This window comes from Kosakonia sp. MUSA4 (assembly GCF_013085925.1).
Classification (GTDB): Bacteria; Pseudomonadota; Gammaproteobacteria; order Enterobacterales; family Enterobacteriaceae; genus Kosakonia; species Kosakonia sacchari_B.
The window spans coordinates 1,033,825-1,059,603 of sequence record NZ_CP025697.1; the positions used below are offsets into that span (position 1 = coordinate 1,033,825).

At 52.5% G+C, this 25,779-nt stretch carries 27 protein-coding genes; 24 read left to right on the plus strand and 3 right to left on the minus strand.

Annotation, left to right across the window (positions count from 1 at the left end):
- Window positions 1-17 precede the first annotated feature (17 nt).
- The 7 genes from secD (at window position 18) to C0557_RS04880 (ending at window position 9,944) form a co-directional block, all read left to right on the plus strand.
- Window positions 18-1,865 carry a protein translocase subunit SecD gene (gene secD / locus C0557_RS04850; RefSeq protein WP_208657690.1) on the plus strand — a complete coding sequence of 616 codons (1,848 nt, stop codon included), beginning with the start codon at window positions 18-20 and terminating at the stop codon, window positions 1,863-1,865.
- A gap of 10 nt (window positions 1,866-1,875) precedes the next feature.
- On the plus strand, window positions 1,876-2,847 hold the full coding sequence (secF, locus tag C0557_RS04855; protein ID WP_208657691.1) for a protein translocase subunit SecF: 972 nt from the start codon (window positions 1,876-1,878) through the stop codon (window positions 2,845-2,847).
- Window positions 2,848-3,062: 215 nt separating this feature from the next.
- The gene (locus C0557_RS04860) at window positions 3,063-3,695 is read left to right on the plus strand and encodes a response regulator transcription factor (protein ID WP_074777020.1); all 633 of its coding nucleotides are present in this window, start codon (window positions 3,063-3,065) and stop codon (window positions 3,693-3,695) included.
- A 74-nt stretch (window positions 3,696-3,769) separates the two neighbouring features.
- Window positions 3,770-4,423 (plus strand): Hpt domain-containing protein, encoded by a 654-nt coding sequence (locus C0557_RS04865; RefSeq protein WP_208657692.1) that lies wholly within the window; start codon window positions 3,770-3,772, stop codon window positions 4,421-4,423.
- Window positions 4,416-6,923, plus strand: coding sequence for an ATP-binding protein (locus C0557_RS04870; protein WP_253073782.1), 2,508 nt, complete (start codon window positions 4,416-4,418; stop codon window positions 6,921-6,923). The genes C0557_RS04865 and C0557_RS04870 overlap by 8 nt, the downstream gene beginning before the upstream one ends.
- Before the next feature lie 129 nt (window positions 6,924-7,052).
- The gene (locus C0557_RS04875) at window positions 7,053-8,747 is read left to right on the plus strand and encodes a glycosyl hydrolase family 18 protein (protein ID WP_208657693.1); all 1,695 of its coding nucleotides are present in this window, start codon (window positions 7,053-7,055) and stop codon (window positions 8,745-8,747) included.
- A gap of 267 nt (window positions 8,748-9,014) precedes the next feature.
- Window positions 9,015-9,944 carry a lytic polysaccharide monooxygenase gene (locus C0557_RS04880; RefSeq protein WP_217273282.1) on the plus strand — a complete coding sequence of 310 codons (930 nt, stop codon included), beginning with the start codon at window positions 9,015-9,017 and terminating at the stop codon, window positions 9,942-9,944.
- A 378-nt stretch (window positions 9,945-10,322) separates the two neighbouring features.
- On the opposite strand, the gene C0557_RS04885 is transcribed toward C0557_RS04880, so the two are convergent.
- The gene (locus tag C0557_RS04885; protein ID WP_007373494.1) at window positions 10,323-11,006 is read right to left on the minus strand and encodes a response regulator transcription factor; all 684 of its coding nucleotides are present in this window, start codon (window positions 11,004-11,006) and stop codon (window positions 10,323-10,325) included.
- A gap of 275 nt (window positions 11,007-11,281) precedes the next feature.
- Here C0557_RS04885 and gspG point away from each other — a divergent pair, with 275 nt between their 5' ends.
- From gspG to C0557_RS04950, 13 genes are all read left to right on the plus strand, one after another.
- On the plus strand, window positions 11,282-11,701 hold the full coding sequence (gene gspG, locus C0557_RS04890) for a type II secretion system major pseudopilin GspG (protein ID WP_043954658.1): 420 nt from the start codon (window positions 11,282-11,284) through the stop codon (window positions 11,699-11,701).
- 2 nt (window positions 11,702-11,703) lie between these two features.
- The gene (locus tag C0557_RS04895) at window positions 11,704-12,153 is read left to right on the plus strand and encodes a lytic transglycosylase domain-containing protein (protein WP_208657695.1); all 450 of its coding nucleotides are present in this window, start codon (window positions 11,704-11,706) and stop codon (window positions 12,151-12,153) included.
- Between the two features lie 5 nt (window positions 12,154-12,158).
- Window positions 12,159-13,337, plus strand: coding sequence for a type II secretion system F family protein (locus C0557_RS04900; RefSeq protein WP_208657696.1), 1,179 nt, complete (start codon window positions 12,159-12,161; stop codon window positions 13,335-13,337).
- On the plus strand, window positions 13,337-14,977 hold the full coding sequence (locus C0557_RS04905; RefSeq protein WP_208657697.1) for a GspE/PulE family protein: 1,641 nt from the start codon (window positions 13,337-13,339) through the stop codon (window positions 14,975-14,977). The genes C0557_RS04900 and C0557_RS04905 overlap by 1 nt, the downstream gene beginning before the upstream one ends.
- Window positions 14,955-15,626 carry a hypothetical protein gene (locus C0557_RS04910; RefSeq protein ID WP_208657698.1) on the plus strand — a complete coding sequence of 224 codons (672 nt, stop codon included), beginning with the start codon at window positions 14,955-14,957 and terminating at the stop codon, window positions 15,624-15,626. The genes C0557_RS04905 and C0557_RS04910 overlap by 23 nt, the downstream gene beginning before the upstream one ends.
- A gap of 152 nt (window positions 15,627-15,778) precedes the next feature.
- Window positions 15,779-16,291, plus strand: a complete 513-nt coding sequence (locus tag C0557_RS04915) for a hypothetical protein (RefSeq protein WP_074777030.1) — start codon at window positions 15,779-15,781, stop codon at window positions 16,289-16,291.
- 4 nt (window positions 16,292-16,295) lie between these two features.
- Window positions 16,296-16,829, plus strand: coding sequence for a hypothetical protein (locus tag C0557_RS04920; RefSeq protein ID WP_208657699.1), 534 nt, complete (start codon window positions 16,296-16,298; stop codon window positions 16,827-16,829).
- Entirely contained in the window at window positions 16,826-17,320 is a 495-nt protein-coding gene (locus C0557_RS04925) for a hypothetical protein (protein ID WP_208657700.1), read from the plus strand. The genes C0557_RS04920 and C0557_RS04925 overlap by 4 nt, the downstream gene beginning before the upstream one ends.
- Before the next feature lie 11 nt (window positions 17,321-17,331).
- Entirely contained in the window at window positions 17,332-19,203 is a 1,872-nt protein-coding gene (locus tag C0557_RS04930) for a type II secretion system protein GspD (protein WP_253073783.1), read from the plus strand.
- Window positions 19,200-19,673, plus strand: coding sequence for a type II secretion system protein (locus tag C0557_RS04935; RefSeq protein ID WP_208657702.1), 474 nt, complete (start codon window positions 19,200-19,202; stop codon window positions 19,671-19,673). The genes C0557_RS04930 and C0557_RS04935 overlap by 4 nt, the downstream gene beginning before the upstream one ends.
- A complete protein-coding gene (locus C0557_RS27380; protein ID WP_007373505.1) occupies window positions 19,660-20,022 on the plus strand; it encodes a type II secretion system protein in 363 nt (120 codons plus the stop codon). Before C0557_RS04935 ends, C0557_RS27380 begins: the two co-directional genes overlap by 14 nt.
- A complete protein-coding gene (locus tag C0557_RS04945; protein ID WP_208657703.1) occupies window positions 20,009-20,545 on the plus strand; it encodes a type II secretion system protein in 537 nt (178 codons plus the stop codon). Before C0557_RS27380 ends, C0557_RS04945 begins: the two co-directional genes overlap by 14 nt.
- Window positions 20,535-21,290 (plus strand): A24 family peptidase, encoded by a 756-nt coding sequence (locus C0557_RS04950; RefSeq protein ID WP_208657704.1) that lies wholly within the window; start codon window positions 20,535-20,537, stop codon window positions 21,288-21,290. Before C0557_RS04945 ends, C0557_RS04950 begins: the two co-directional genes overlap by 11 nt.
- A 53-nt stretch (window positions 21,291-21,343) precedes the next feature.
- Here the strand turns inward: C0557_RS04950 and C0557_RS04955 are convergent, their stop codons facing one another.
- Window positions 21,344-22,228: a nucleoside-specific channel-forming protein Tsx gene (locus C0557_RS04955; RefSeq protein ID WP_208657705.1), complete on the minus strand. Its 885-nt coding sequence runs from the start codon at window positions 22,226-22,228 to the stop codon at window positions 21,344-21,346.
- 292 nt (window positions 22,229-22,520) lie between these two features.
- Window positions 22,521-23,063 carry a DUF3251 domain-containing protein gene (locus tag C0557_RS04960; RefSeq protein WP_074777038.1) on the minus strand — a complete coding sequence of 181 codons (543 nt, stop codon included), beginning with the start codon at window positions 23,061-23,063 and terminating at the stop codon, window positions 22,521-22,523.
- 153 nt (window positions 23,064-23,216) lie between these two features.
- Between C0557_RS04960 and nrdR the strand changes: the two genes are divergently transcribed.
- The 4 genes from nrdR to nusB all read left to right on the plus strand — a co-directional run bounded on the left by nrdR (window position 23,217) and on the right by nusB (window position 25,771).
- On the plus strand, window positions 23,217-23,666 hold the full coding sequence (nrdR, locus tag C0557_RS04965) for a transcriptional regulator NrdR (RefSeq protein WP_007373510.1): 450 nt from the start codon (window positions 23,217-23,219) through the stop codon (window positions 23,664-23,666).
- Window positions 23,667-23,668: 2 nt separating this feature from the next.
- Entirely contained in the window at window positions 23,669-24,772 is a 1,104-nt protein-coding gene (ribD, locus tag C0557_RS04970; protein WP_208657706.1) for a bifunctional diaminohydroxyphosphoribosylaminopyrimidine deaminase/5-amino-6-(5-phosphoribosylamino)uracil reductase RibD, read from the plus strand.
- Window positions 24,773-24,861: 89 nt separating this feature from the next.
- A complete protein-coding gene (gene ribE / locus C0557_RS04975; RefSeq protein ID WP_208657707.1) occupies window positions 24,862-25,332 on the plus strand; it encodes a 6,7-dimethyl-8-ribityllumazine synthase in 471 nt (156 codons plus the stop codon).
- Window positions 25,333-25,351: 19 nt separating this feature from the next.
- Window positions 25,352-25,771: a transcription antitermination factor NusB gene (nusB, locus tag C0557_RS04980; RefSeq protein WP_074777041.1), complete on the plus strand. Its 420-nt coding sequence runs from the start codon at window positions 25,352-25,354 to the stop codon at window positions 25,769-25,771.
- Window positions 25,772-25,779 lie beyond the last annotated feature (8 nt).

Consider the following 25,779-nt stretch of genomic DNA (forward strand, 5'->3'; position numbering starts at 1 on the left):
TCCCAAAGGGAACTGCCGTGTTAAACCGTTATCCTTTGTGGAAGTACATCATGCTGGTCGTCGTGATTATCGTCGGCCTGCTTTACGCACTTCCCAACCTGTATGGTGAGGATCCGGCTGTTCAGATCACTGGCGCGCGCGGCGTCGCCGCCAGTGAGCAAACGCTGATCCAGGTCCAGAAAAATTTACAAGAAGAAAAAATCAACGCGAAGTCCGTGGCACTGGAAGATGGCGCTATTCTCGCTCGCTTTGATTCGACTGACACACAGCTGCGCGCCCGCGAGGTGCTGGTCAGCGCGTTAGGCGATCAATACGTCGTAGCTCTTAACCTTGCTCCTGCAACGCCTCGCTGGCTGACCGCTATCAAAGCCGAGCCGATGAAACTCGGTCTCGATTTACGCGGCGGTGTGCACTTCCTGATGGAAGTGGACATGCAAACAGCGCTGACCAAGCTGCAGGAACAGAATATGGACAGCCTGCGCAGCGATCTGCGCGATAAAGGGATCCCTTACACCACCGTGCGTAAGGAAGATAATTATGGCCTGAGCATCCAGTTCCGCGACAGCGCGGCGCGCGATCAGGCGAATACTTACCTGACCAGCCGCCACCGCGATCTGGTGATCACCAACCAGGGCGACAACGTACTGCGTGCGGTGATGAGCGATGCGCGTCTGAATGAAGCGCGTGAATATGCTGTTCAGCAGAACATCAATATTCTGCGTAACCGTGTGAACCAGCTCGGCGTTGCCGAACCGCTGGTGCAGCGCCAGGGCGCTGACCGCATCGTGGTTGAACTGCCGGGGATTCAGGATACTGCGCGTGCTAAAGAGATCCTGGGTGCGACCGCAACGCTGGAATTCCGTCTGGTAAACAGCAGCGTGGACGCTTCTGCCGCGGCTGCCGGTCGTGTACCGGGTGATTCCGAAGTGAAACAGACTCGCGAAGGCCAGCCGGTTGTGCTGTACAAACGCGTGATTCTGACCGGTGACCACATTACCGACTCCACATCCAGCCAGGATGAGTACAACCAGCCGCAGGTGAACATTTCACTGGATAGCGCGGGTGGCAACATCATGTCGAACTTCACCAAGGACAATATCGGCAAGCCGATGGCGACCCTGTTTGTGGAGTACAAAGACAGCGGTAAGAAAGATGCCAATGGCCGCGCGGTACTGGTGAAACAGGAAGAGGTGATTAACATCGCCAACATCCAGTCTCGCCTCGGTAACAGCTTCCGCATTACTGGTATCAGCAACCCGACCGAAGCGCGTCAGCTCTCGCTGCTGCTGCGTGCCGGTGCGCTGATTGCGCCGATTCAGATTGTTGAAGAACGTACCATTGGTCCAACACTGGGTGCGCAGAACATCACTCAGGGTCTGGAAGCCTGCCTGGCGGGTCTGGTTGTGTCGATCATCTTCATGATCTTCTTCTATAAGAAGTTTGGTCTGATCGCAACGTCTGCGCTGGTGGCGAACCTGGTGCTTATCGTCGGTATCATGTCGCTGTTGCCTGGCGCGACGCTGACCATGCCGGGGATTGCGGGCGTCGTGTTAACCCTTGCGGTTGCGGTGGATGCGAACGTACTGATAAACGAACGTATTAAGGAAGAGCTGAGCAACGGGCGTTCCGTCCAGCAGGCGATTCACGAAGGTTATCAGGGCGCATTTTCATCGATTTTCGATGCGAACGTCACCACGTTGATTAAAGTGCTTATTCTGTACGCAGTAGGTACTGGCTCGATTAAAGGGTTCGCAATTACCACCGGTATCGGTGTGGCGACCTCCATGTTTACCGCTATCGTCGGTACCCGTGCCATCGTCAACCTGTTGTACGGCGGCAAACGCATTAACAAGCTGTCTATCTGAGGAGTGCGTTGTGGCACAGGATTATACTGTTGAACAATTGAACCACGGCCGTAAAGTCTGGGACTTTATGCGCTGGGACAACTGGGCTTTTATCATTTCCGGCGGGCTGCTGATCCTCTCCATCGTTGTGATGGGGGTTCGCGGCTTTAACTGGGGCCTGGACTTTACCGGCGGTACGGTTATTGAAATTTCGCTGGAAAAACCAGCGGATATGGATTTAATGCGTGATGCGCTGGAGAAAGCGGGCTTTGCGGATCCGCTGTTGCAGAACTTCGGCAGCAGCCGTGACATTATGGTGCGTATGCCGCCTGCGCAGGGTGAAACCGGCGGGCAGGTACTGGGCAGCAAAGTTGTCAGCGTAATTAACGAAGCGACCAACCAAAACGCTGCGGTGAAACGCATCGAATTCGTCGGCCCGAGCGTCGGGGCGGATTTGGCGCAAACCGGCGGCATGGCGCTGCTGGTTGCGCTGATCTGTATCCTGATTTACGTTGGGTTCCGCTTCGAATGGCGTCTGGCAGCGGGTGTGGTTATCGCTCTGGCGCACGACGTGATCATTACCATGGGCGTGCTGTCGCTGTTCCATATCGAGATTGACCTGACCATCGTGGCATCGCTGATGTCGGTGATCGGCTACTCGCTCAACGACAGTATCGTGGTATCGGACCGTATTCGTGAGAACTTCCGCAAGATCCGTCGCGGTACGCCGTATGAGATCTTCAACATCTCGCTGACGCAGACCCTGCATCGTACCTTGATCACCTCCGGCACCACGCTGGTTGTGATCCTGATGCTGTATCTCTTTGGCGGCGCGATGCTGAAAGGCTTCTCGCTGACCATGCTGATCGGGGTTTCTATCGGTACGGCGTCTTCCATCTACGTTGCTTCGGCGCTGGCGCTGAAGCTGGGGATGAAGCGCGAACATCTGTTGCAGCAGAAAGTGGAGAAAGAAGGGGCGGATCAGCCGTCAATTCTGCCGTAAGCTTGCTCTCAGCGCTAAAAAACCGCAGCCGGTGCTGCGGTTTTTTTATATCTGCTGATTATAAGAACGCCGTTTTTATCCCCGTTTTAAATTAGTCCTGGAATTAACAAAGCTATAAGCGCGCATTTCTGTTTCATTCGAAATATTCATTCCGCCTGTTTTTGTTTTTTTGATAGAGTCTGCGGCACTTTCATTTTGCCCGCGAGAATCCAGATGTGCTGAAGCTAAAAAAGGTGCTGATTGCTGACGATCATCCTATTTATCTGATGGGATTACGGGCACTGCTTAACCCACTTTCCGGTCAGTATCACATTGTTGATGAAGCCATGACTACCGACGAACTGGTGGTGAAGCTTGAGCAGCAATCTGCGGATATTTTAATCACCGACTTCAGCATGCCGGGTACCCGGTACAATGACGGGCTGGCGCTGATACAGCTTGTGAAAAGACGCTGGCCTGAACTATTAATCATCGTCGTTACCATGGTGAGCAATCCTGGTCTCCAGCGTTCGCTAATGCGTCTTGGCGTACATCGCGTGCTGAATAAAGCCAGCCTCTCTACCGAATTGCTGCATACGATGAAAAGCCTGACCTCCACAATGGCGGCAGGCCGGATCGGTAGCATCAAAGAGCGAACAACGACGAAAACAGCGGTTCACTTAACACCGAAAGAGAATGAAGTTCTGCGTCTGTTGCTGCGCGGAATGACGGTGAATGAAATCAGCGTCAGGCTGAGCCGTACCAAGCAGACCGTTAGCGCGCAAAAGAAGAGCGCGATGCGGAAATTAGGCGCCACGTCGGAGTATGAGCTTTATCAGTCCGTGCAGCAGCTCGGATTAATCAGTTAAGCCAGGTTGTTATGCAGGGATTGCCACTTCTTGTTATTACTCACCGTTGTGAGCAGCAGTACAGATTACAGCGCGTGTACCCACAAAAGCGTGTTGCTGGATTCAACGAAGCACTCGGCCTGCTTAAACAACATCGGTACCACGCCATAGCTGTCGAGCTCGACGAGCAGGAAAAGGCGGGTTGTGACGCTCTGGAAAGCATTCTTGCCGCAGAACTGGCGGGCGAGGTGGCGACAACGCCGCTGCTGCTGGGCTGTGGTGATGGGTCGCAGGCGCAGGAGGAGAATCGGCTGCGGCTCAAAGGCTTTGATCGACTGCTGCCGCGGATGTTTTCTGATGAGCAGGTCAGGGCTATTCCACTCAGGCCAGAGCCGGATCTGCATGAACTCTGCGCGCTGGCCGGTCACCAGCAGCCGGTTATAGAGGCGATGATCCCCACGCTGCTGCGAACGTTAAGCAGCGATCTCCGCCAACTGGAAAACCTGCAACGTGATGGATCGCTGAACCAGATAGCCGATCTGGCGCACCGCATGAAATCCTCTTTTCACCTGTTGGGCATGCGCTATGCCCGGCGCCGTTGCATCACCATGGAAAGATTGCCTGTGCTACTCCACGAGCAACGGGTAAGCGAAGCGCAGGCCACGAAGATGCGCCATCGCTTTGGTATTGCGGTGCATGAAAGTTATCAATTTTTGCAGAGAGCGTTGGGCGTTACATCGAATGAGTAGATCAGACGGGATGGCAAAATACCCGATTTTTCCTTTTCTCAAGCGCGCAGGGGCTGTGCTGTGGCTTCTCTGTACGTTTGTTGTGGCGGCGCAGGGAGCCGATGAGGTGAAGGACGCCCGGCGGCCTTTCTTCTCGCCCAGCGAAAAGCAGTGGATCCGCGAGCATCCGGTCATCCGCGTGCTGGCTTTTGATGCCAGCGCGCCGATGAGTTTTATCGATAAGAAACTGAATTTCAGTGGTATCAGCGCCGATCTGCTGACCATGGTGCGTATCCGTACCGGCCTCAATTTTGTGGTCTCCGATGTCAGCAGTTTCGAGGTGCTGAGCGAAAAGATCGCCGCCGGAGAGGCCGATATGGTGGCCGGTATCCCCGCCGGTCGTTTGCCGGAATTACGCTATTCGCGCGTCTGGCTGACCAGTAAATATGTCCTGTTGACGCGGAGCAAAACGCCAGCGGTAAGCACGCTTGATGCGCTTTCTGAGCGTTTCGTTGCCGTGCGTGAAGGCACGTTGATCGCACGCTATCTCGCTGCGCAATATCCGCAGATCAACGTGATCGGCACCCGCAGTCTGACGGATGCCGTGGATATGCTGTCCGCAGGCCAGGTGGATGCGGCGATTGGCATTGAAGCGAATACGGATTATCAAATCAGACGGATTGGCCGCGATAAAATTGATATTTCCAGCCTGCAAGAGGTCAATCCCCTGCACGTCGCTTTCGGTGTTTCAGCGGCCGCGCCGGAACTGCTCTCGATCCTCGATAAAGTGCTGGATACCATTCCGGATAATGATTATCAGCGGCTTGGCAGCGGCTGGCGCTACGAAGGCGGCGCATTCTGGCAGCGCTGGCGGCAACATCTTTGGCAAATCGGCGTACCCGCAACGATGGTGTTGATTCTCTCGCTGCTGTGGGGGCTTTCATTGCGGCGCCAGGTTAAACAGCGCACGCGCATGCAGTTGCGGCTCAAAGAGCAGCTTACGTATATGTATAACATTATGCATGCCGTTCCCTGGCCGATGGTGGTGCGTAACCTTGAAGGCAAGATGATTGATTGCAATGCTCGCTTCCTGGCTGAAATGAAGGTTGCGCGCGGCGATGTGCTTGGTGAAACCATCGACGTTTTGCCGTTGCCTGAATATCTGAAACGCGGATTTCGCCACGATTATGTGGACGTTATTGAGACGGGACGGCCGCAGATGGGCGATCGGGTACTGGCGCTGGATCACAGCACCAAACCGCGCACCGTTTTCCACTGGATCATTCCTTTCCATGATAGCGATGGGGCGATCGGCGGGGTCTGCGGTGGCTGGATGGATGTCACGGAACGCGAAGAGCTGGTGCAACAGCTTAATGATGCCCGGGATGAGGCACTGGCATCGAGCCGGGCAAAGAGCAATTTTCTTTCGGTGATGAGCCATGAAATCCGCACGCCGCTGAATGCGATTCTCGGCATCCTCGAACTGCAAATTAAGCAGAACGTGAAAGAGCACCACTCTCAGCCGATGCTGGAAGTGGCACATGATGCGGCGAAAAATTTGCTGACGGTGGTGGGCGATATTCTCGATATTGCGCGCATCGAATCGGGCCGTATGGCCATTGAGCCACAGAAAGAGGATCTGATCGCCTTAACCCGTTCGGTGGTGTTGCTCTTCCAGGAAGCGACCGATCAGAAGCAAATCAGCATTGATTTGCGGGTGACTGGCGGCAATACCTGTCTGTTGAAGATCGATCCCTGCCGCTATAAACAGATCCTCTCTAACTTGCTGAGTAATGCCATTAAATTTACCCACGAAGGGGGAATTGAGGTCATTTTGCAGCATCAACCCACTTCTGATGGCAGGGTTGAGGTTGCGCTCACGGTTAAAGACACCGGCATTGGCATCGCACCGGAGGATCAACAGCGCCTTTTCAAACCGTTTACGCAGTTGGGCATGGAGGGAGAAAACTCCCGGCTGGGAACCGGGCTAGGGTTGTTTATTTGCCGTACACTCTGCGACTTGATGAAAGGCACGCTCTCGTTGACCAGTGCGCCAGGTGAAGGGACCACGGTCGCGCTACAGCTTTGTCTGCCCGCGGCTATTGCCAGCGTGGCGAAGCCGCTGGATAAAACGCCCAGAATTAAATCGCTGGTTACCGTTAAGCGAGTATTAATCGTGGATGATTATCCCCCCAATCTCATGTTGTTACGACATCAACTTGAATTTTTGGGCCACCGGGTGAGCGAAGCGCAGAATGGCGAGGAGGCGCTGACGCTGTGGCGAATGTATGACAATTTCGACTACGCCTTAATTGATTGCAATATGCCGGTGATGGATGGCTTCACACTGGCGCAGCGGTTACGCGCAGAGGAGCGGGAAAATGACCGCGATCGGGCAACGTTACTTGGCTTTACGGCCATTGCGCAGGAAGAGGTTCTTGATCAATGTCTGGCCGCAGGAATGGATGGTTGTTTATTTAAACCTTGTTCTCAGGAAGAAATAGCGAAATGGATTAAATAATATTGAGAATATTCAGAATGGACCTCGGTTATTCTCAACTATTAAGAGATGTAACGCATTGGAATAAAATTCGTAGCCCCTATTATTGATGACGCATTTTTAATTCGTTCTTGTAACAGGAGGTTACTTTTGAAAAAGTTATCATTGGCTGCATTAATTACTACGGCGTTACTCTCTCAGTCAGCATTGGCTGAATCAAATAACCATATGATGAGCTATCTGACTTCCTGGGGATTACCTCAGGACGCAGCTACTCAAATGATGAATGCGGAAGTTGATACTTATTTGCTTTCGTTCGGTGGTTGGGATCAGGACGGTGCAATTTATACTTCTGATAATATCGTTGGTGATGTTGCTTATAACGATTACTGGTTACCGCCAGCTTATACTTCCTGGACTCAAGTAAAACTGGCTGCCCCGTATAAAAAAATGATGGTGGCATTCGGTGGCGCAACTTACGAAAGCATTTGGGCGCATCTGTCTAATGATGCCAGCCGTGAAAATATTGCTCAGGGTCTGGTACAACTGCTGCGTAAGGATTTCCCGGTCTATCAAAAAGGCCTGCAGGCGGATCAGGTTCAGGGTCCATGCTCCAGCGCTAACTGGGATGGTTCCTGTAACCTGGCGAACTACCAGAAAGCGGGCACCGTACAGATCGACGGTATCGACTTTGACTTCGAGAAAACCGCTCGTCTGACTCCGGAAGAGAACAACAACCTGATCAAACTGGTTAAACGCGTACGTGAACTGCTGGGTCCGAACAGCGGCAAGCTGATCAGCCTGACCACTTACCACGTGGGTGCTGACCCGCTTGAGTGCTCTAGCTCTTCTGTGACCGACGGTTGCTCCTTTGTTGAAAATGATCGTTCCACTCACCACGGTGAAGTCCTGGATCTGCTGAAAAACAGCCGCGATCTGTTTGATTTCTACAACGTAATGGCATACGACGCGGGTCCGCGCTTCAAGTATGACGTTGCGATGGCTAACTACGCGAAAGCGGTTGGCGATGCGAAGAAAATCATCCTCGGTAACACCCTGACCACCCAGTGGGGCCCGGAAGGTCGCTATGCTGAAACTCGCGAAAACAACATCGCGCGTGCCGCATGGCAGGCTGCAAATGGCTACGGCGGTGTATTCGTATGGGCGATGGGCTCTAACGATACCGGCCTGAGCTTTGGTGACCAGATCGATTACATCAACGATATGAAGAATGCCGCCAGCGGCGGCGTGCCGGAAACCGGCAACACCGTTCCGGTTGCTCGTGCCAGCTACCAGAAAGAAGTGCAGGGTTCAGCGACAGTAACGCTGGATGCTTCCTCTTCTTATGATGCGGATGGCGACACGCTGACTTACACCTGGACTCAGGTTGCAGGGCCGCAGGTTACACTGAACAATGCAAATCAGCAGAAAGCGACTTTCACGCTGAACAGCACCGATGTGGATACCACGCTGGGCTTCAAACTGATGGTTAACGATGGTACAGATGATTCTCTGCCGCTGGAGTTTTCCATCAAGCACCTGGCTGACGATGTAGCAGAAGAGCCGGAAGAACCGGGTGAAGAACCAGGCGAAGAGCCGGGTGAAGAGCCGGGCGAAAACCCAGGCGATAACCCGGGTGAAGATCCGGATGACAACCCGGGCAACGGTGCCATCCCGGCATGGAACGCTTCTACCATCTATGCTCAGCCTTGCCAGAAAGTGGCTTATCAGGGCAAAGTCTGGATGAACGGCTGGTATGTTCAGGGCGAAGCGCCGTCTGACGCTAACCCGTGGGGCGCATGGCGTCCAGAGGGTTCTGCAACCATGCACACCCAGTGTAAATAATATTTTTGTCCTTCGGCGCCCATTGTGACGCCGAAAAAGAAAAGACGAGATATTAATAAAAATATTCGTCTGTTCGGGAAAAAATATAGCAAAGCCATATCCTTCGGGGTATGGTTTTTTTTATTTTATTACCACCATGTCAATAGCAGAATATTCCCGTGTGAGCGGAGGGAATCTTATAAAGTAATGGAATGTTGATATTATTAACACAGCGATAATTCATTAATTTAACCGGGCAGTAAATACTACACATGGATGGAGTTATTAATGAAATTATCAAAAGTTTTTCTCGCAGTCACAACCCTTTGTATGGCTGGCGGCGCTTTGGCGCACGGTTATGTTACCGAACCCGCTTCCCGCGCAGCGTTATGTACTGCTGCTCAGGGAAACCAGAACAAAGATTGTGGCGCTGGTCCGCAGTATGAACCGCAGAGCGTTGAAGGGCCGGATGGCTTCCCTGCTTTAAACGCGGGCCCGGCTGATGGACGTCTGGCGAGCGCTGGCGTGGCATCAATGGTTAACCTGGATCAGCAGAGCGCTTCTCGCTGGACTAAGCATCCAATGAAAGCGGGCAAAAACTCCTTTACCTGGAATTTTACCGCTGCGCATAAAACTGGCACCTGGAAATACTACATCACTAAAGCAAACTGGAACCCGAATCAGCCGCTGACTCGCGGCTCTTTCGAAGCCCAACCTTTCTGCGAGATTGCAGGTAACGGCGCGATCGCGAATACCAATCCGAAGCACGAATGTGACGTACCGGAACGTGAAGGCTATCAAGTCATTATGGCTGCCTGGGACGTCTCTGATACCGGCGCTACCTTCTACAACGTGATTGACGTTGATTTCGGCGGCAACAACCCGGCTCCGGCTCCGGGTGATGAAGAAGAAACCCCGGCACCGGGCGACGAGGGTGAAACCCCGGCACCGGGCGATGAGGGTGATACTCCGGCTCCGGGCGATGAAGGTGATACTCCGGCTCCGGGTGACGAGGGTGATACCCCGGCTCCGGGCGACGATACTGTTGCAGCATGGAACGCCACCACGGTCTACTCTGAAGCTTGCCAGAAAGTGTCTTATCAGGGCAAAGTCTGGGTCAACGGCTGGTGGACTCGCGGTGAAGCGCCGTCCAGCGCTAACGCGTGGGGCGTATGGCGTGAGCCAGGCTCTGCTTCTGCACACACTGCCTGTAAATAAGTCTGCTCTTCTCCGGCGTCCCTTGTGGCGCCGGCATTCTGAGGAGCGCTCGCTCCTCAGAACCCGATTTCGCCCTGGTTCATCATCCCGTCCGCTGTTTCCTCTCTTGCTCCTCTTTCGTTAGAGACCTGTTCCCCGACATTACTGCGGCCAGGCTGATTCTGAGCGCCATTGCATGTAAAAGAAGTGAATGGTGGAGGTGATTCAGGCGCAGTTTTGCAGGCGCGAGCTTCAGTAACGCGAATAAGGAAGGCAATAAAAAACCGCTTTGTGAAATAAAGCGGTATTTTATCGGCGAAAAAGAGTGAGTTTTAAAACAAGGGATAACAACAGAACCAGCGAAATTCTCCGCTGGCGGACATGAATCTGCGTTCGGACTTACATCGCAATATCAAACATACGGGTCTGGAATAAAAGACAATAAAGCTGGCAGTCTGTTCTTACATTCAGTTTTCCCATCGCGCGTAATTTATGGGCGCTCACCGTTTTGATACTGATGTTCATACGCGTCGATATCGTGGTCAGGGAGAGCCCCCGGCATAATAAGCGTAAGACTTCACTTTCACGCGTTGATAGTTCCTGCGGGGTGATGGCTTCACGGCGGAACAGCGAATCCATTAAACCGCGTTCAATATAAACTTCATCCATCATCACGTTGGTGATTGCGCGCCACAGCGTGCGTTCGCTGGTATTTCTGCTGATATAGCCTTTTGCGCCCGCTTCAAGAACAATGCGTACAAGGTTGGTATTGTTATAGGGGGATAAGACAATAATTTTAGTTTTGAGATAACGGCTGGAGATCCACTTAACTAACGCAATACCATCTAATTCGGATACCGGATTACCGGTTTTAACCGTGGTAAGTCCATAGCCCAGGAAAAGAAGATCGACTTTTTGCGTTGCGAGAATGTTAAGTAATTCTGCTTGCTCACTGGTATCGCCAACGACATCGATGTCTAATTTGTCAGTATTTATATTGCTGGTTTTTAATGAGTTTATCATCGAGGTCATCCCCCGACGAATAATAGTGTGTTCATCTGCAATTAATATATTAATTGACATCCTTAAACCTCATTGCTATCTCCATGAATGTTTACCAGAAAAGATACGGATATTATCGGGTTTTTTCTATCTGACCAGTAAGAAAAATCAACATTACCTTTAAGCGGTTTGGTTTAGCGTTGCAGGCAATAAATCGAGTTCTTACTGTATATGTAACGACGTTTCTGGCGGCTTAAAGAATATTCGTTGTACGCGCGGGAGCAATCATCTTTCCTTAAACTGAAAGACCGGGACAATAACAGGGGTGAACAGCAAATTAGAGTGTGCAGGCTATTATGAAAAAAATAGATCTTAAGTTTAAAGCTCAGCAGGGATTTACGCTTCTTGAACTGCTGGTGGTATTAATGATTATTGCGTTGTTGGCCGGGTTTGTCGGGCCGAAACTTTTTTCGAATGTCGATCAGGCAAAAGAGAAAACCGCAATGCGCCAGATGCACTCCTTCGCAGATGCATTAATCCAGTACCGACTGGATACCGGAAGCTACCCGACAGAGCAGCAAGGGTTAAGTGTTCTGGTTGAAAAGCCGTCGGATGCGACCAACTGGAATGGCCCATATCTGGCACAGCAAATTCCGCAAGATCCGTGGGGCCACGAGTACCAATGGCATAACCCTGCGCGAGCAGAACAAAAAGTCTATGAAGTTGAAATTTCCACCGCAGATAAAAACGGGAAGGATATCACTTACGGATTTTAATTATGATCAGGCTGCTCATCGTGTTAGCTCTGCTCTCCGTGCAGCCAGCGATGGCAAATTGCTGGCGTAGCGCTGGCGAACGTTATGGTATCGAACCTGAATTGTTGCAAGCGATTGGTATCGTGGAGTCAGGATTATTGCCCTCGGCAATCAATGGAAATAAAAATGGCTCCACGGATATTGGCCTTATGCAGATTAATAGTCAGCATTTCAGCCAATTAAAAAAATATAACATCACACAACACGCATTAATGAATGACCCTTGCCAGAACATTATGGCGGGAGCCTGGGTTTTAGCGGGGCAGATGCGTTTATTTGGCTACAGCTGGGAAGCGGTCGGCGCATATAACGCCGGCAATGGTCGTGACAGTAAAAGTAAAATGTGGCGCAAGCGCTACATCAAGAAAGTTGCTCCCGTTTATCTGCGGTTGAAAAATAAGCATAAGGATTGAGCTTTATGAGCAAAACGCATAGCTGGGAAGTCACTTATTTAGATAATGGCAAACGCAAAAAAATGCGTACTCAGGCAGAAAGCGCAATAGCTGCCCGTCATCAATTACAGCAAGCGGGTCATGCCGTCGTGCGGGTTATTCCGCAAAAGCAACGGCAGATTAAACGTTTCGCCCTTGGTTTATTTCTTCAGGAGCTGGTGGCGCTGCTTGAAGCGGGCCTGGTGGTCACTGAAGCCATCGAAACGCTGCGCGCCTGCTCTACCGATGAGCAGGTTCTTGAAATGCTCGAAAGGTTGCTGGAAAAACTCTATGCCGGTTGCCAGCTTTCGCAGGCGATGAGCGCACAACCGGAAATCTTCCCGCCTTTACTGGTGAATACGGTGGCTTCATCGGAGCAAACCGGGCATCTGGCCAACGCGCTGAAGCGTTATCACTATTACGAACAACGGATTGAGCAACTGCGTAAACGTATTCGCGGAACGCTCACCTACCCGGTGATTGTGCTGTCAGTAGGTGGGTTAATCATCTGTTTTCTTTTGGGTTTTATCGTCCCCAGCTTTTCACAAGTGTTTGAAGGGATGAACACGCTGACTGACAGCGCCCGGCTTATTTTGTGGTGGGGAAATCTGGTCAAGCAGTCGGGGCAGGAACTGTTGCTGGCGCTTGCCGCCTGTCTGGCGTTTTTCTTCTTTCTTTTCCGACAGCCAGCGGTGAAACAAACCTTGTTCAGCCTGGTGCTGAAAATTCCCCAGCTCCGGCAGCAACAGTTTCTGGGCATTCTGGTGCGTTTTTACCGCACGTTAGGTCTGTTGATTGAGGGGGGCGTCCCCGTGCCGCATGCGCTGCGCCTGGCAAAAGCCGTTCTGCCAGCCAGCCACCATCAGCGCCTTAACCGCGTGCTGGAACACGTGCTGGCGGGCAATACGTTATCGGAATCTCTTGAAAGCCAGCAACTGACGACGCCGGTTGCCATGCGCCTGATCCAGGTGGGCGAGCGCAGCGGCGAACTGGCGGGAATGTGCGAGCGCATTGCGGCTTTTTATGATGAGGCGCTGGAACGCGCCATTGATTCATTTACCCGCATCTTTGAACCCGTATTGATGATGATTGTCGGCGGGATTGTCGGGTTAGTGGTGTTTTTACTCTATATGCCGATTTTCGAAATGGCAGGGAGCATGTCCTGATGAATGTAATGCCGAATGAGATTTCTACCGTAATCGATCGCCTGCTGGCGCTCAGCGAACCCCAGCGCGGAGAGGCGTTGCAGCAGGTTCTGCTGGAACAGCCGGGCGCTTTAACATGGATGGCGGCGGAACTGGGGCTGAAAGCGCTGACAGCAGAAGAGCTGCATGCCGCAGAGATCCATTTTGAATATGTCTCGCTCAACGACGCGGTGGGACGGAAGGTGCTACCGGTGCGCTGGCAGCAGCAAGAGTGGCTGTTGCTGAGCGATCCTTTTTCGCTGGATCTTCGCCAGTGGGCGCAGCGTTTGCCGGCTACGCTGGCGATTGCGCCTCCGCTCTGGCTTCAGGAGCAGTTGCAGGCGCTGGCCGGTCAGCAGCGCACCATGGATCAGCTTGAACAGCAGGTCAATGAAGGGGCGGAAGATGAGATGATCCTTGAGATCACGCCCGCCATCATCGCCAACGAGACGAATCCCATTATCAAGCTGCTCGACGCCACGCTGTACGATGCGATGCAGAGCCGCGCCAGCGATATTCACCTTTCGGCCGTTCCCGATGGCCTTGCGGTGAAATATCGCGTCGATGGGGTGATTCACGCAATCCGCCATTGCCAGGGAATTCACTATTCCGAGCAGGTGATTTCACGCCTGAAAGTGCTCAGCAATATGGATATCTCTGAACGACGGGTTCCGCAGGATGGGCGTTTTAAAGCGATTATTCACCAGCGTCCCGTTGATTTTCGCGTGTCGATTGTGCCCGGCATTCATGGTGAAGATGCGGTTCTGCGTGTGCTGGACAAGTCGCACAGCAGTACGCTTAGCCTGGAAATTCTCGGTTTTGACGATCATACCCTGCGGGAAATTCGCCAGCTGACCAACCGGCCGCATGGCATGGTGCTGGTGACAGGCCCGACGGGAAGCGGCAAATCCACCACGCTGTATGCGGCGCTTAGCGAGCTGAATAACGGTGAGAGCAAAATCATCACCATTGAGGATCCGGTTGAGTATCAGCTCAATGATGTCCTGCAGATCCCGGTGAATGACAAAAAAGGGCTGACCTTTGCCCGTGGCCTGCGCGCCATTCTGCGTCACGACCCGGACACCATTCTGGTCGGGGAAATTCGTGACAGCGAAACCGCAGGTATCGCCGTACAGGCGGCGTTAACCGGGCACCTGGTGTTATCCACGGTGCATGCCAACGATGTGTTTAGCGTACTTGAACGTTTTCTCTATATGAACGTGGAAACGGAAAGCTTACTGACCGCCTTACAGGGCGTACTTGCCCAGCGGCTGGTGCGTAGCGTGTGCCCGGATTGTCAGGAAGAGGTTGAACCGACTGAACAGGATCTGGCGCAGTGGCAGCAGAGCGATCTCAAACATCTGCAACCAGTGTGGCGCAAAGGGCGCGGCTGCCCGTCCTGTCGGCAGAGCGGCTATCGCGGACGGCTGGCGCTGGCGGAGATACTGCCTTTTAACGATGTGATGAAAGAGGCGTTGCAGTCGCGGATGCCGGTGCGGCAACTGCGAGAAATTGCGTTAGCACAAGGGTTTGTCCCACTGCATAACGTGGCCATTCGCGCCGTTCTTGAAGGGAAAACCACATTTCAGGAGATTAACCGTGTTATCACTGCGCCCGCGTAAATTTTTGTGTGAAATATATGAACATCATCTGGTGCTACGCTGTGCGGGTCACCGCATCGGCGAGTGTGAAATCACTGATGATGCCATGCTGGAAGAGGCGATAGATGGCCTGATTGCGCCGCATGTCGGGCGTGTGCCGTGGCGAGACACGCTGGGATTCTGGCTGGAAAGCAGCCGGGTCCACCACTTTACGGTGCCGTGGCAGGAGGGGATTACCAACCCGGAAGATTTTCGCGGTTACGCGGCCTCCCAGGCGTCAAAGCAGTGGCCTGGCGGACAAGAGCAGTCGCTGAAGACCGATTTTATCTCGGTCAACTACGCATCAACGGCACTGGCCGCTACGATCGACGATCGTCTGTGGCAAATACTGCTGTGCATCGGCAAACAGCGAAAACTGCGCGTGGAGGGCATTGCGATTGAATTTCAGGTGCAACTGCATCCGTGGCTGCGGCAGTTGCCGCAGGAGGCGCTGTTTTGTCTGCGCGGCGCGCATTCCAGCATTTACGCAGCGCGACAGCAGGGCGAGTGGCATCAGGTCTGGCGGCTGAATAATGACAGTGACGGAGATGCCCAGCGGCAACTGGCGTTAGTGGCGCGATTGATGGGGCTTGATAATAATGCGCCGCGTCATTTCCTTAATGCCTGTTAGCACGCTGATAATAAAGTGAACTGAAAACATATCTTTTGGCTCCGCAGACCATTTTTCTGACTAGTACTATATCCGTAGTATGCCGTTAGTTTTATTTTGATGGTCTGTATTCAGAACGTCATTTATCAAGACTGTCATTCATGGGAAGAATTATGTCTTTTGAACTCCGTCTAAAAGGAATGCCGTTCCTTTGTAACTATTCACGTTCCGTTTATGCGTGCCCGGTTATTATTATTGCGCTGATCCTGACGCTGTATTTATGTGTGACGATGTTTGATCAATATCAGGAACATCAGATTCTTGATCAACAAAATCAGCATATGACTGCGGCAGCCGACAGACAAAATGAGATTGCCCGTGCGCTAAAAGTCAAAGCGCAACAAAATCAATCAAATGAAAAAGCATCGGTTTCTATTATTCCGATGCTCAACCCTGTTGCGCAGCTACTCACTTCTGATATTGCGATTGTTTCTCTGGATGCTAACCCAAATAAGAAAATCGTCACGCTGGATGTCAGTGCGACATCATTGTCGGCACTGATGGATTTTAGCGCGCGACTTGAGCAAATTCCTGCCCGGGTAGAGTTAAAAAATCATACTCCAGCAAAGAACGCTACTGATAAATGGGCCGTGAATTCGACTCTGATGATCATTTTTGCAGGTTAATCATATGAGACTTTCCTTATCCAATATTCACTGGAGGCTCTCTTGCCTTCTGGAAAAAACGGGGAAAAAAACGCTACTTGCGCTGTTAGTGCCTGTCGGTTTGTTGTGCTATCAGCATATTTATATGCTGCCTGACATCACCCGGTTGCGTGATGACAACACGCGTTTACAGCAACAATTAAAGAAACCGCTACCGGTATTGGCTAACGATAAAGTGCAATTGCAAAACGCGCTGAACGAGACCGAATATCAGCAAGTTAAAACCCTGTTTGATATTCTCCAGCAGAATAATTTACAGGTTGATGGCAGTCATTATCAGTTCAGCAAAGAAGAAAAAAACCGCCAACGTAAGCTTTCGCTTGATATCCCGCTGCAAGGGAAGTGGGCCGGATTAACACGTTCGCTGAGCAAGATGAGAAACAGCCTGATCTTTAATATCGACAGAGTATCGGTTACGCGTGCGAACCCGGACGGTGAGCGTTTGCAAATCAATCTGCAACTGACACTTACGCTGGCGTCACGTCTGGAGCCATCATGAAAATACCGTTATATCTGAAAGTGTCCCTGGCACTCACCTTGGGTCTGGTGGTATGGGCGCAATTCTTTGGTGATGATTCAGCCGTGGCGTTATCCGGCACGCAGACGAAACCCGCCGTCGCGCAAAAAGCGAAGGAAGGTAAAAAGCCTGTGGTGCATAACGAAAGTGATGAACTGGCCGATTTATTTCCTGTGTACACCCTATCCGTAAAAGAGAAACCCTCTACGGCCCCGGTAGTACAGGAAGTTGCTTTTCCTTTTCAGTTGGCAGGGCTCTGGTTAAGCGATAGCCAGAAAATCATCATTATTACAGATGGCACGCGAAACTGGTTGCTTTGTAGCAATTGTGAAAAGAAAGACTTTATTCGGCCCGGCGATTTACTTACCCCGGACTGGAAATTGCAGGCAATAGAACCTGATCACGTGACAATTAAAGCGATGTCCGGCCAGGTTGAAAAACGTATCGATCTTAATTCTCTGAAAATTAAATAACCGTGAAGCAGATGAAAAAAAATATCCTCAGCGTTGCCTGCTCGTTAATTCTGTTAACAGGCTGCGCAAGCGACAGGCTTCCAGAGCCTGAAAAAGTGAATATTGGTAATATTGACACCCTAGTCAGTGAAATACAGCAGATTGATAATTCGATTAAAACCAAACCGGGTGATATTGAACTGCGTACTGAACGTCAGTCAATGGTGACACAATTGGTTAATTATTATCTGTTGGCAGCCAACCAGGCCGTTGCACGTAATGACTACCTCTCTGCGACGAAATTCTGGCGTTCAGCATTGTCGTACCAGCCAGGAAATTTTAGCGCGCAACAGGGGCTAAAAAAGATCGAAGGCTCTCGTGCTCTCGATAAATTATACCAACAGGCTGTTGTCCAGTATAAAACCGAGCCGGAACTGGCGTTGCAAAAAATTCAGCAGGTTCTTGAGGAAGATCCTAACTGGCCGCAGGCTGCTGAAATGCGCGATCATCTGATGCGTGAAATTGCATTGCAGAATCAACCAGAAACAAAAATGAACCGTGAGCTGCGTAAGCCGGTGAGTTTTAATTTCCAGAAACATAAGTTGATGGATATTTTCGCCTCGATTAGCAAGATCACCGGCATTAATATTATTTACGATAAAGACGTTCCGGAAACGGCCACCGCCAGCCTGATTGCTAACGATACCACGGCAGAAAATGCCCTGAATTTACTGCTGCTCTCTAATCAGTTACGTAAGAAGATACTCAACAGCAATACCTTGTTGATTTATCCCGCGACGGCGCAAAAAGAGAAAACCTATCGCGACACCTTAGTGAAAACGGTGTTCCTCGGCTATGCCAAAGCGAAGGATCTCAATGTTGCGCTGCGTAATCTGATTAAGATCCGTGATGTTCATGTTGATGAGCGGACCAACTCGATCACGTTTCGTGGACCGCGCGAAAGCGTAGAGAAGGCGGAACAATTGCTGATGACTCTCGATCGCCCGGAAGCGGAAGTGACGCTCGGTGTGGAAGTGCTGGAGATTAACGCCAAAGACGAACAAATTCTCGGCATTAACTTCCCGGGCCAGGTGGGCGTTGGTTTTAACGCCAGCGAAGACAGCACCAACATTCCGCTGAATGGGTTTAACCAGGGCAATATGTTTATCAACCTTGGCGCCAGCCAGGGGATTTCCGCCAATCTGCAAAAAGTGCGTTCTCATGCGCGGGTTCTCGCCAATCCGCGAATTCGTGTGAAAAACAATAAAAAAGCGGTGATCGATATTGGCGAGCGTATTCCGGTACTGACCAGCAGTATTTCAGAGAGTTTTTCTCAGGAGCAGGTTGAGTATCAGGATGTCGGGCTGAAACTCGAAGTGACGCCGGATATCAGCGTTGATAGCACCATCTCCATGGATGTGAAATTCAATCTCAGCACCATTGGCGGCGCTGAGCATTCGAAGGACGGCGTGGCGTATTACCGCACCAACAACCGTGAAGCCACGACCGTGTTGAGCAGCCAGAATGGCGAAACACAAGTGCTGGCAGGTCTGATCAAAGAGAGCGACAGCGATTCGCTGACCGGCTTGCCCGGATTATCCGATCTCCCGCTGCTGGGCAAACTTTTTGGCAGCAACGATAACAGCACAGAACGTACGGAAGTGGTGTTGCTGATTACGCCAACCATTGAACGTAACATCGATCTGCCGGGAACCCATATCAATACTATTGAGATGGGCAGCGAAGAGTCGCAGGGAGAGAGCGGTTATCTGCCTTCCGCCCAACAAGCGAAGGATAAAAAAGAGACCTTTACACCGCCGCCGCTGATGCCGCCAGCGGACTTCCCGCCGGCCGGTAAACTGCCTGCGCCGACGCTGGCGAAAAGCGAGGGGGATGCGCGGTGAAGTTTCAGCGTGGCTTTACGCTGATCGAAATGATGGTCTGTCTGGCGCTGCTGGCGACGCTTGCCAGTGCCGCCATTCCCATCTATCAGCGGCAGGAGCAGCAGCGTAATGAAGAGGAGTTGCGCGTCGCGCTGCGCGACATTCGCAGCGCAATCGATCGGTACGGGCAGTTGGTCGAGGAGGGGGTTATTGAGAAAGATGCCGATATGACCAACTGGCCTGCTTCGCTCGATCTGTTGGTCGATGGCGTGGTGAATAAAAAGTCCCCGAATAAAGAAAAAATCTATCTGTTGCGCCGGATCCCACGCGATCCCTTTTGTGACTGCGACGGCAGGAAGAACACCGAAACCTGGCGGGTGCGCGCATCCACCCAGGCGCCGGGAGAGACGACAGGTGGCAAGGATGTCTGGGATGTCAGCTCCACCAGCAGCCAGCCAGGATTGAATGGAATACCCTATGCGCAATGGTGAAAAAGGCTTTACGCTCATCGAGTTACTGGTCGTTATGGCGATCATCGCCACCTTAATGACGCTGGTGGCACCGCGTTTTTTCGGCCAGACCGAATATGCGAAAGTCGTGGTGCTAAAACACAACCGTAATGCGCTGCGCTCGGCGATTGCGGCGTATCGTCACGATCGACTGCTCGGCCCGGAAGAGCTGGAAGATCTGGTGAATAATGGTTATCTATTTGAAATCCCAATGGATCCTGTGGCTAATACCCGCGATAACTGGGACGTAAAACGCGATGATGACGGCCAGATAACGGATGTCACTTCTCCCTCGCTGGAAGAAAAGAGCCCGTCAGATGATGAGGAGTAGCCAGCGGCAGGGAGGATTCACCTATCTGTGGGTGTTACTGATGCTGACGATGCTTTCGCTGGCGCTGCTGAAAGAGAGCAGTTACCGCCAGGCGATTTATCGGCAGCAGCAGGAAGAGGAGCTGTTTTTCCGCGGCGTGCAGATCCGTAATGCTATTCAGCAGTATCAGAAAGCGGGGAATGGCTGTCTCCCGCTGAGTTTTGACGATCTGCTGCGCGATCCTCGCGGCAAAAAAGTGGTTTATCACCTGCGCCGCTGGTTTACCGATCCGTTAACCGGATCGCGGCAGTGGGGGATGAGTTACGACAAGCAAGGCCGCTGGGTGGGCGTTTTCAGTAAAGGGAAAGGGCGACCGCTTCGCACGGCGGCATTTCCGAAAGCGCTGGTGGATTTTAAAAAAGCAGACACCTATCCGAAGTGGATCTTTAAAGTGGATGATGCGGCAAACGCGCCACTGCCGTCTGCTTGCCGATCTGCTGACGGCACAACGCACGGCATTACGGTGAAGCAAGATGATCGGTAATACGCTTTTCTCTGCGTTATTAGGCGCGATTCTCGGCAGCTTTGCCAACGTCGTCATTTATCGCTTGCCCCGCATGATGCACGGGGAGGCATTTACGCTGAGCTGGCCGCCTTCGTTTTGCCCGCATTGCCGACAGCGAATCAGAAAGCGTTACAACGTTCCTCTGCTTGGCTGGCTCTGGTTGAAGGGGCGCAGCCAGTGCTGTCATCAACCCATTAGCTGGCGCTATCCTGGCGTTGAATTCATCATGGCGCTGCTGTTTGCGCTGCTGATCGGCTGGCAGGGCGTCAATGCGGCCAGCCTCCTCGATTTGTCATTGCTGTTCTTGTTGGTTGTCATGCTGTTTATTGATTATGACTACCTGTTGCTGCCCGATAAATTGACGTTGCCCTTTCTGGGGCTGGCGATGTTATCGGCATGGACAAAACAGCCCGACAGTGCGGCAATGAGCGGTATTGTTGCGGGCGCGGCGGTGGGCTTTCTCATCCCCTGGGCGCTGAATCGCCTGTTTCTGTGGCGCAGCGGACAAGCCGGGATCGGCGCTGGCGATATGAAGTTGTTTGCCGGTATTGGTGCCTGGCAGGGGTGCGAAGCGCTATTTCACATCATGCTTATCGCGTCGCTTTTAGGTCTGGTATATGGCTATTTCATTATTAAAGCCAGGCGCTCGGAAGCTTTTCCCTTTGGCCCGGCGATAATTATTGCAGCCGTTGGCTGGCTATTCGGGGCAATGTTTACTGCGTGACAGAAATAAAAAAGCCGATCGTGCGATCGGCTTTTTTGTCATTACGCGCGGGTTTAGAAGTTGTAACCCACAACCAGGTAACCACCCCAGCCGGTAGAATGTACGCTGAAGTCGCCGTTGCCGAAGTTCAGGCTGGCGTCGTCGTTCCACTGGCCGCCGTGGTGCCAGTAACGGGCAACAACAGAGTAGTGCCAGTGATCGTAACCCAGAGAGAGGATGTGGCTGGAGGCGATGGAATCATTGGTACGGGTTCTGATGCCGTTGTTCGCGTTACCGCTCTCATCACCCAGATCCGAACCCCAGTCAAAGTTGGTAAAGCCGATGTAGCTTAACTGGCCGCCCCACAGGGTGGTGATCGGTACAAAGTATTTCACTTTGAAGCGGTAGCCATCCCATTCGTTCTGGTTAGCGGCGCCGTAGTTCTGCCACTGGTATTTTGCATACACGTTCAGGGAGAGGCTCATCGGCAGGCCGGTGTCGATGTCGGTACCGAGACCCATATACCAGGTGCTCTGACGACCAGAGGCATTGCGGCCCATGTCGTAGATGTAGTTGTTCGCGAAGTACCACTCTTTGAACGGACCGAAGCTCAGATCGGTACCCGTCAGTTTATCGATGGAGAAACGCGGTTCGATTTCCATAAACAGCGGAGAACCGTGGTTCCAGATACCTTTCGCATCCGTATTACCACCGAAGAATACCGGCGCATCCGCATAACCGTAGAAGTCAAACCAGTCTTTTTTGGCGAACGCTTCGTACTCAAGGTAGGTATCGTTGCGGATCTGCGGTCCGAAGCGGGTGTGATAGCTGCCCACCACGTTGACGCTCTGGTGCCACCAGTCGGAAACGTATTCAGGTTTAGCGTTATCCGCTGCGTTTGCAGTAAAAGACGCAGAAAGCGCCAGAGCAGCACCGGCTGCGAGGATTGTTTTTTTCATCTTTTCGCCACTGATTGAGATCCCAGAAGGGAGTGAAAGAAAGCACGCATTGCAACTAAATATTTCATATTTCTGCGCGCCTATTATAAGTATCCGCGCTCACAAAAATATGTGGTGTTTCACATTATTGACACACGCGTAATCGATTGCGTTCACGTTTGCGTGCAATAAACGAGGCGATTGTACTGGCATTTACCAATATTGCAAATTCGTGAATGTGATGACTGAATGTGGAAAAAGAAGAAAAAGCGTTACAAAGCGCAATAAAGGGCGACATCGTCGCCCCGGGGAATTACTGCGCGCTGGCGGGCTGAATATCGTGGATACGGACGAAACCTAATTGCTCCGGCGTGATGCCGTTCAGCTGCAACGGAATATCGACGTCGCTTGGCGCAAGCGTGCTGGCCGGTGCGTTAATAAGCTGATTCTGTACGTTAACTTCCTGGTAATTCTGCGTAGTGCCCTGAATCTGTCCCCACTCAACCGTACCGCTAAACGCCGGTAACGGATCGTTCGATTCGCCCTGAATGCGCAGCAGAACGCGGGTTCCGGCGGCATTTGGCGCGACGTTTTGCAAAGACATACGCAACATACCAATCTGGCTGTTCAGACGAGCAGGCGTGTTTGCGCCAGGCAGCAGATAGACACCGCTGCCGGATTTCGCATTCAGCGCGTTCTGCTGGGTGATTTTCACCGTTTCTTTGTTCAGTTTGCTCATCTCGCTATTGAGCGTGCTGACGCTTTGATGCAACTGACTGACTTCGCTTTGCTGGGCGCAGGCACTGAGGGCAAAAAGGCTTCCCAGTAAGAGTGTTCTTAGGTAACGTCTTGTCATTATGTCTGTTTCCGTGAAAAGAAAGAGTGTTGTAATGGTAGATCGCAACGGCTGCGTTGCCATCGATCCATTATCTCAAAAACGGTCTGCCTTTGTTGTCATGCCAGTCCAGGGTAAAATAGATTTCAGTTAACTCACACGTCAGGACGCCGTATGCATTGCCCATTCTGTTTCGCCGTGGATACCAAAGTAATCGATTCTCGTCTGGTGGGGGAAGGCTCTTCTGTGCGCCGCCGTCGGCAGTGTCTGGTTTGTAATGAGCGTTTTACCACTTTTGAAGTGGCTGAGCTGGTGATGCCGCGCGTGGTGAAAAGCAATGAAGTGCGTGAACCCTTCAATGAAGACAAGTTACGTAGCGGTATGCTGAAAGCGCTGGAGAAACGTCCGGTAAGCGCCGACGACGTGGAAATGGCGCTCAACCACATTAAATCGCAACTTCGCGCAACAGGCGAACGCGAAGTTCCCAGTAAAATGATCGGCAATCTGGTAATGGAGCAGTTGAAAAAACTCGATAAAGTGGCTTACGTCCGCTTTGCCTCCGTTTACCGCAGTTTTGAAGATATTCGCGAATTTGGCGAAGAGATCGCACGCCTACAGGACTGATCATGCAGGACGAAATGTACATGGCGCGGGCGCTGAAACTGGCGCAGCGCGGGCGTTTTACCACCCATCCGAACCCACGCGTCGGCTGCGTTATCGTCAATAATGGCGAGATCGTTGGCGAAGGTTTTCACTATCGCGCTGGCGAGCCGCATGCCGAAGTGCATGCGCTGCGTATGGCGGGTGAGCGCGCGCGCGGCGCGACGGCCTATGTGACGCTGGAACCGTGCAGCCATCACGGGCGCACACCGCCCTGCTGCGAAGCGCTGATTGCCGCTGGCGTCGCACGCGTTGTCGCGGCGATGCAGGATCCCAATCCGCAGGTTGCCGGGCGCGGTCTGTATCGCTTGCAGCAGGAAGGTATTGATGTCAGCCACGGGCTGATGATGAGTGAAGCCGAAGCGCTGAACAAAGGTTTCCTCAAACGGATGCGCACCGGGTTTCCGTATGTGCAGCTTAAGCTCGGCGCATCGCTGGACGGCCGAACGGCAATGGCCAGCGGCGAAAGCCAGTGGATCACCTCCGCACAGGCGCGCCGGGACGTGCAGCGTCTGCGGGCGCAAAGCCATGCTATTCTCACCAGCAGCGCCACTGTGCTGGCGGACGATCCCTCGCTGACGGTGCGCTGGGAAGAGCTGGGCGCCAACAGCCAGGCGCTCTATCCGCAAGAAAATGTGCGCCAGCCGGTGCGCATTGTGATCGACAGCCAGAATCGGGTTACTCCAGCGCACAAACTGATCGGACTACCGGGTGAAACCTGGTTTGCCCGCACAAAAGCGGATGAACGCAGTTGGCCTGCGAGCGTGCGTGAGATTATCGTGCCGGAACATAACGGCCACGCCGATCTGGTGATGCTGATGATGTTGCTGGGAAAACAGCAAATTAACAGCATTTGGGTGGAAGCGGGCGCAACGCTTGCCGGTGCGTTATTGCAGGCCGGTCTGGTGGATGAACTGGTGGTTTATCTTGCGCCGACGCTGTTAGGTACGGACGCGCGCGGCCTGTGCGTATTGCCGGGGCTGTCGGCGCTTGCCGATGCACCGCACTTTAAATTCAATGAGATACGGCAGGTTGGCCCGGATGTCTGCCTGCATCTTACCCACGCGTGATGCCTGCTGTAAAAGGGAAGCAGCGCGCAAAATATTATGCTAAAATCCGCCCCCCTGCGGGGTCCGAACTGAACCTGTGAAGGAAGTGTATGAACATTATTGAAGCCAACGTTGCTGCTCCGGACGCTCGCGTCGCCATCACCATTGCGCGTTTCAACAACTTTATCAACGACAGCCTGCTTGAAGGCGCGATTGATGCGCTGAAACGCATCGGTCAGGTCAAAGATGAAAACATCACTGTCGTGTGGGTCCCGGGCGCTTACGAACTGCCGCTGGCGGCTGGCGCACTGGCGAAAACCGGCAAATACGGCGCGGTGATCGCGCTCGGCACGGTGATTCGCGGCGGTACTGCGCACTTTGAATATGTTGCTGGCGGTGCAAGCAATGGCCTGGCGCATGTTGCCCAGGACAGCGAAATTCCGGTCGCTTTTGGCGTGCTGACTACTGAAAGTATCGAACAAGCTATCGAACGCGCTGGCACTAAAGCCGGTAATAAAGGTGCGGAAGCCGCACTGACCGCGCTTGAAATGATTAATGTATTGAAAGCCATCAAGGCCTGATTTTAGTAAGGGGAATTCCGTGAAACCTGCTGCTCGTCGCCGCGCCCGTGAGTGTGCCGTCCAGGCGCTCTACTCCTGGCAGTTGTCCCAGAACGACATCGCTGATGTTGAATACCAGTTCCTGGCGGAACAGGACGTAAAAGATGTCGACGTTCTGTACTTCCGTGAGCTGTTGACCGGGGTGGCGACTAATAGCGCATATCTCGATGGCTTAATGCAGCCGTACCTGTCCCGTCAGCTGGCAGAGCTGGGCCAGGTTGAGAAAGCGGTATTGCGTATCGCACTGTTCGAACTGTCCAAACGTGATGATGTGCCCTACAAAGTGGCGATCAACGAAGCTATCGAACTGGCAAAAACCTTTGGCGCTGAAGACAGCCACAAGTTTGTTAACGGCGTGCTGGATAAAGCCGCTCCTGCGATCCGCCCCCACAAGAAATGATCCGTAAG

Coding starts and splice junctions, on each gene's coding strand:
- C0557_RS04870 (WP_253073782.1), top strand. CDS start 4,416: ATGAGTAGATCAGACGGGATGGCAAAATACCCGATTTTTCCTTTTCTC.
- C0557_RS04880 (WP_217273282.1), top strand. CDS start 9,015: ATGAAATTATCAAAAGTTTTTCTCGCAGTCACAACCCTTTGTATGGCT.
- C0557_RS04885 (WP_007373494.1), bottom strand. CDS start 11,006: ATGTCAATTAATATATTAATTGCAGATGAACACACTATTATTCGTCGG.
- gspG (WP_043954658.1), top strand. CDS start 11,282: ATGAAAAAAATAGATCTTAAGTTTAAAGCTCAGCAGGGATTTACGCTT.
- C0557_RS04895 (WP_208657695.1), top strand. CDS start 11,704: ATGATCAGGCTGCTCATCGTGTTAGCTCTGCTCTCCGTGCAGCCAGCG.
- C0557_RS04900 (WP_208657696.1), top strand. CDS start 12,159: ATGAGCAAAACGCATAGCTGGGAAGTCACTTATTTAGATAATGGCAAA.
- C0557_RS04905 (WP_208657697.1), top strand. CDS start 13,337: ATGAATGTAATGCCGAATGAGATTTCTACCGTAATCGATCGCCTGCTG.
- C0557_RS04915 (WP_074777030.1), top strand. CDS start 15,779: ATGTCTTTTGAACTCCGTCTAAAAGGAATGCCGTTCCTTTGTAACTAT.
- C0557_RS04920 (WP_208657699.1), top strand. CDS start 16,296: ATGAGACTTTCCTTATCCAATATTCACTGGAGGCTCTCTTGCCTTCTG.
- C0557_RS04925 (WP_208657700.1), top strand. CDS start 16,826: ATGAAAATACCGTTATATCTGAAAGTGTCCCTGGCACTCACCTTGGGT.
- C0557_RS04930 (WP_253073783.1), top strand. CDS start 17,332: ATGAAAAAAAATATCCTCAGCGTTGCCTGCTCGTTAATTCTGTTAACA.
- C0557_RS27380 (WP_007373505.1), top strand. CDS start 19,660: ATGCGCAATGGTGAAAAAGGCTTTACGCTCATCGAGTTACTGGTCGTT.
- C0557_RS04945 (WP_208657703.1), top strand. CDS start 20,009: ATGATGAGGAGTAGCCAGCGGCAGGGAGGATTCACCTATCTGTGGGTG.
- C0557_RS04950 (WP_208657704.1), top strand. CDS start 20,535: ATGATCGGTAATACGCTTTTCTCTGCGTTATTAGGCGCGATTCTCGGC.
- C0557_RS04955 (WP_208657705.1), bottom strand. CDS start 22,228: ATGAAAAAAACAATCCTCGCAGCCGGTGCTGCTCTGGCGCTTTCTGCG.
- C0557_RS04960 (WP_074777038.1), bottom strand. CDS start 23,063: ATGACAAGACGTTACCTAAGAACACTCTTACTGGGAAGCCTTTTTGCC.
- nrdR (WP_007373510.1), top strand. CDS start 23,217: ATGCATTGCCCATTCTGTTTCGCCGTGGATACCAAAGTAATCGATTCT.
- ribD (WP_208657706.1), top strand. CDS start 23,669: ATGCAGGACGAAATGTACATGGCGCGGGCGCTGAAACTGGCGCAGCGC.
- ribE (WP_208657707.1), top strand. CDS start 24,862: ATGAACATTATTGAAGCCAACGTTGCTGCTCCGGACGCTCGCGTCGCC.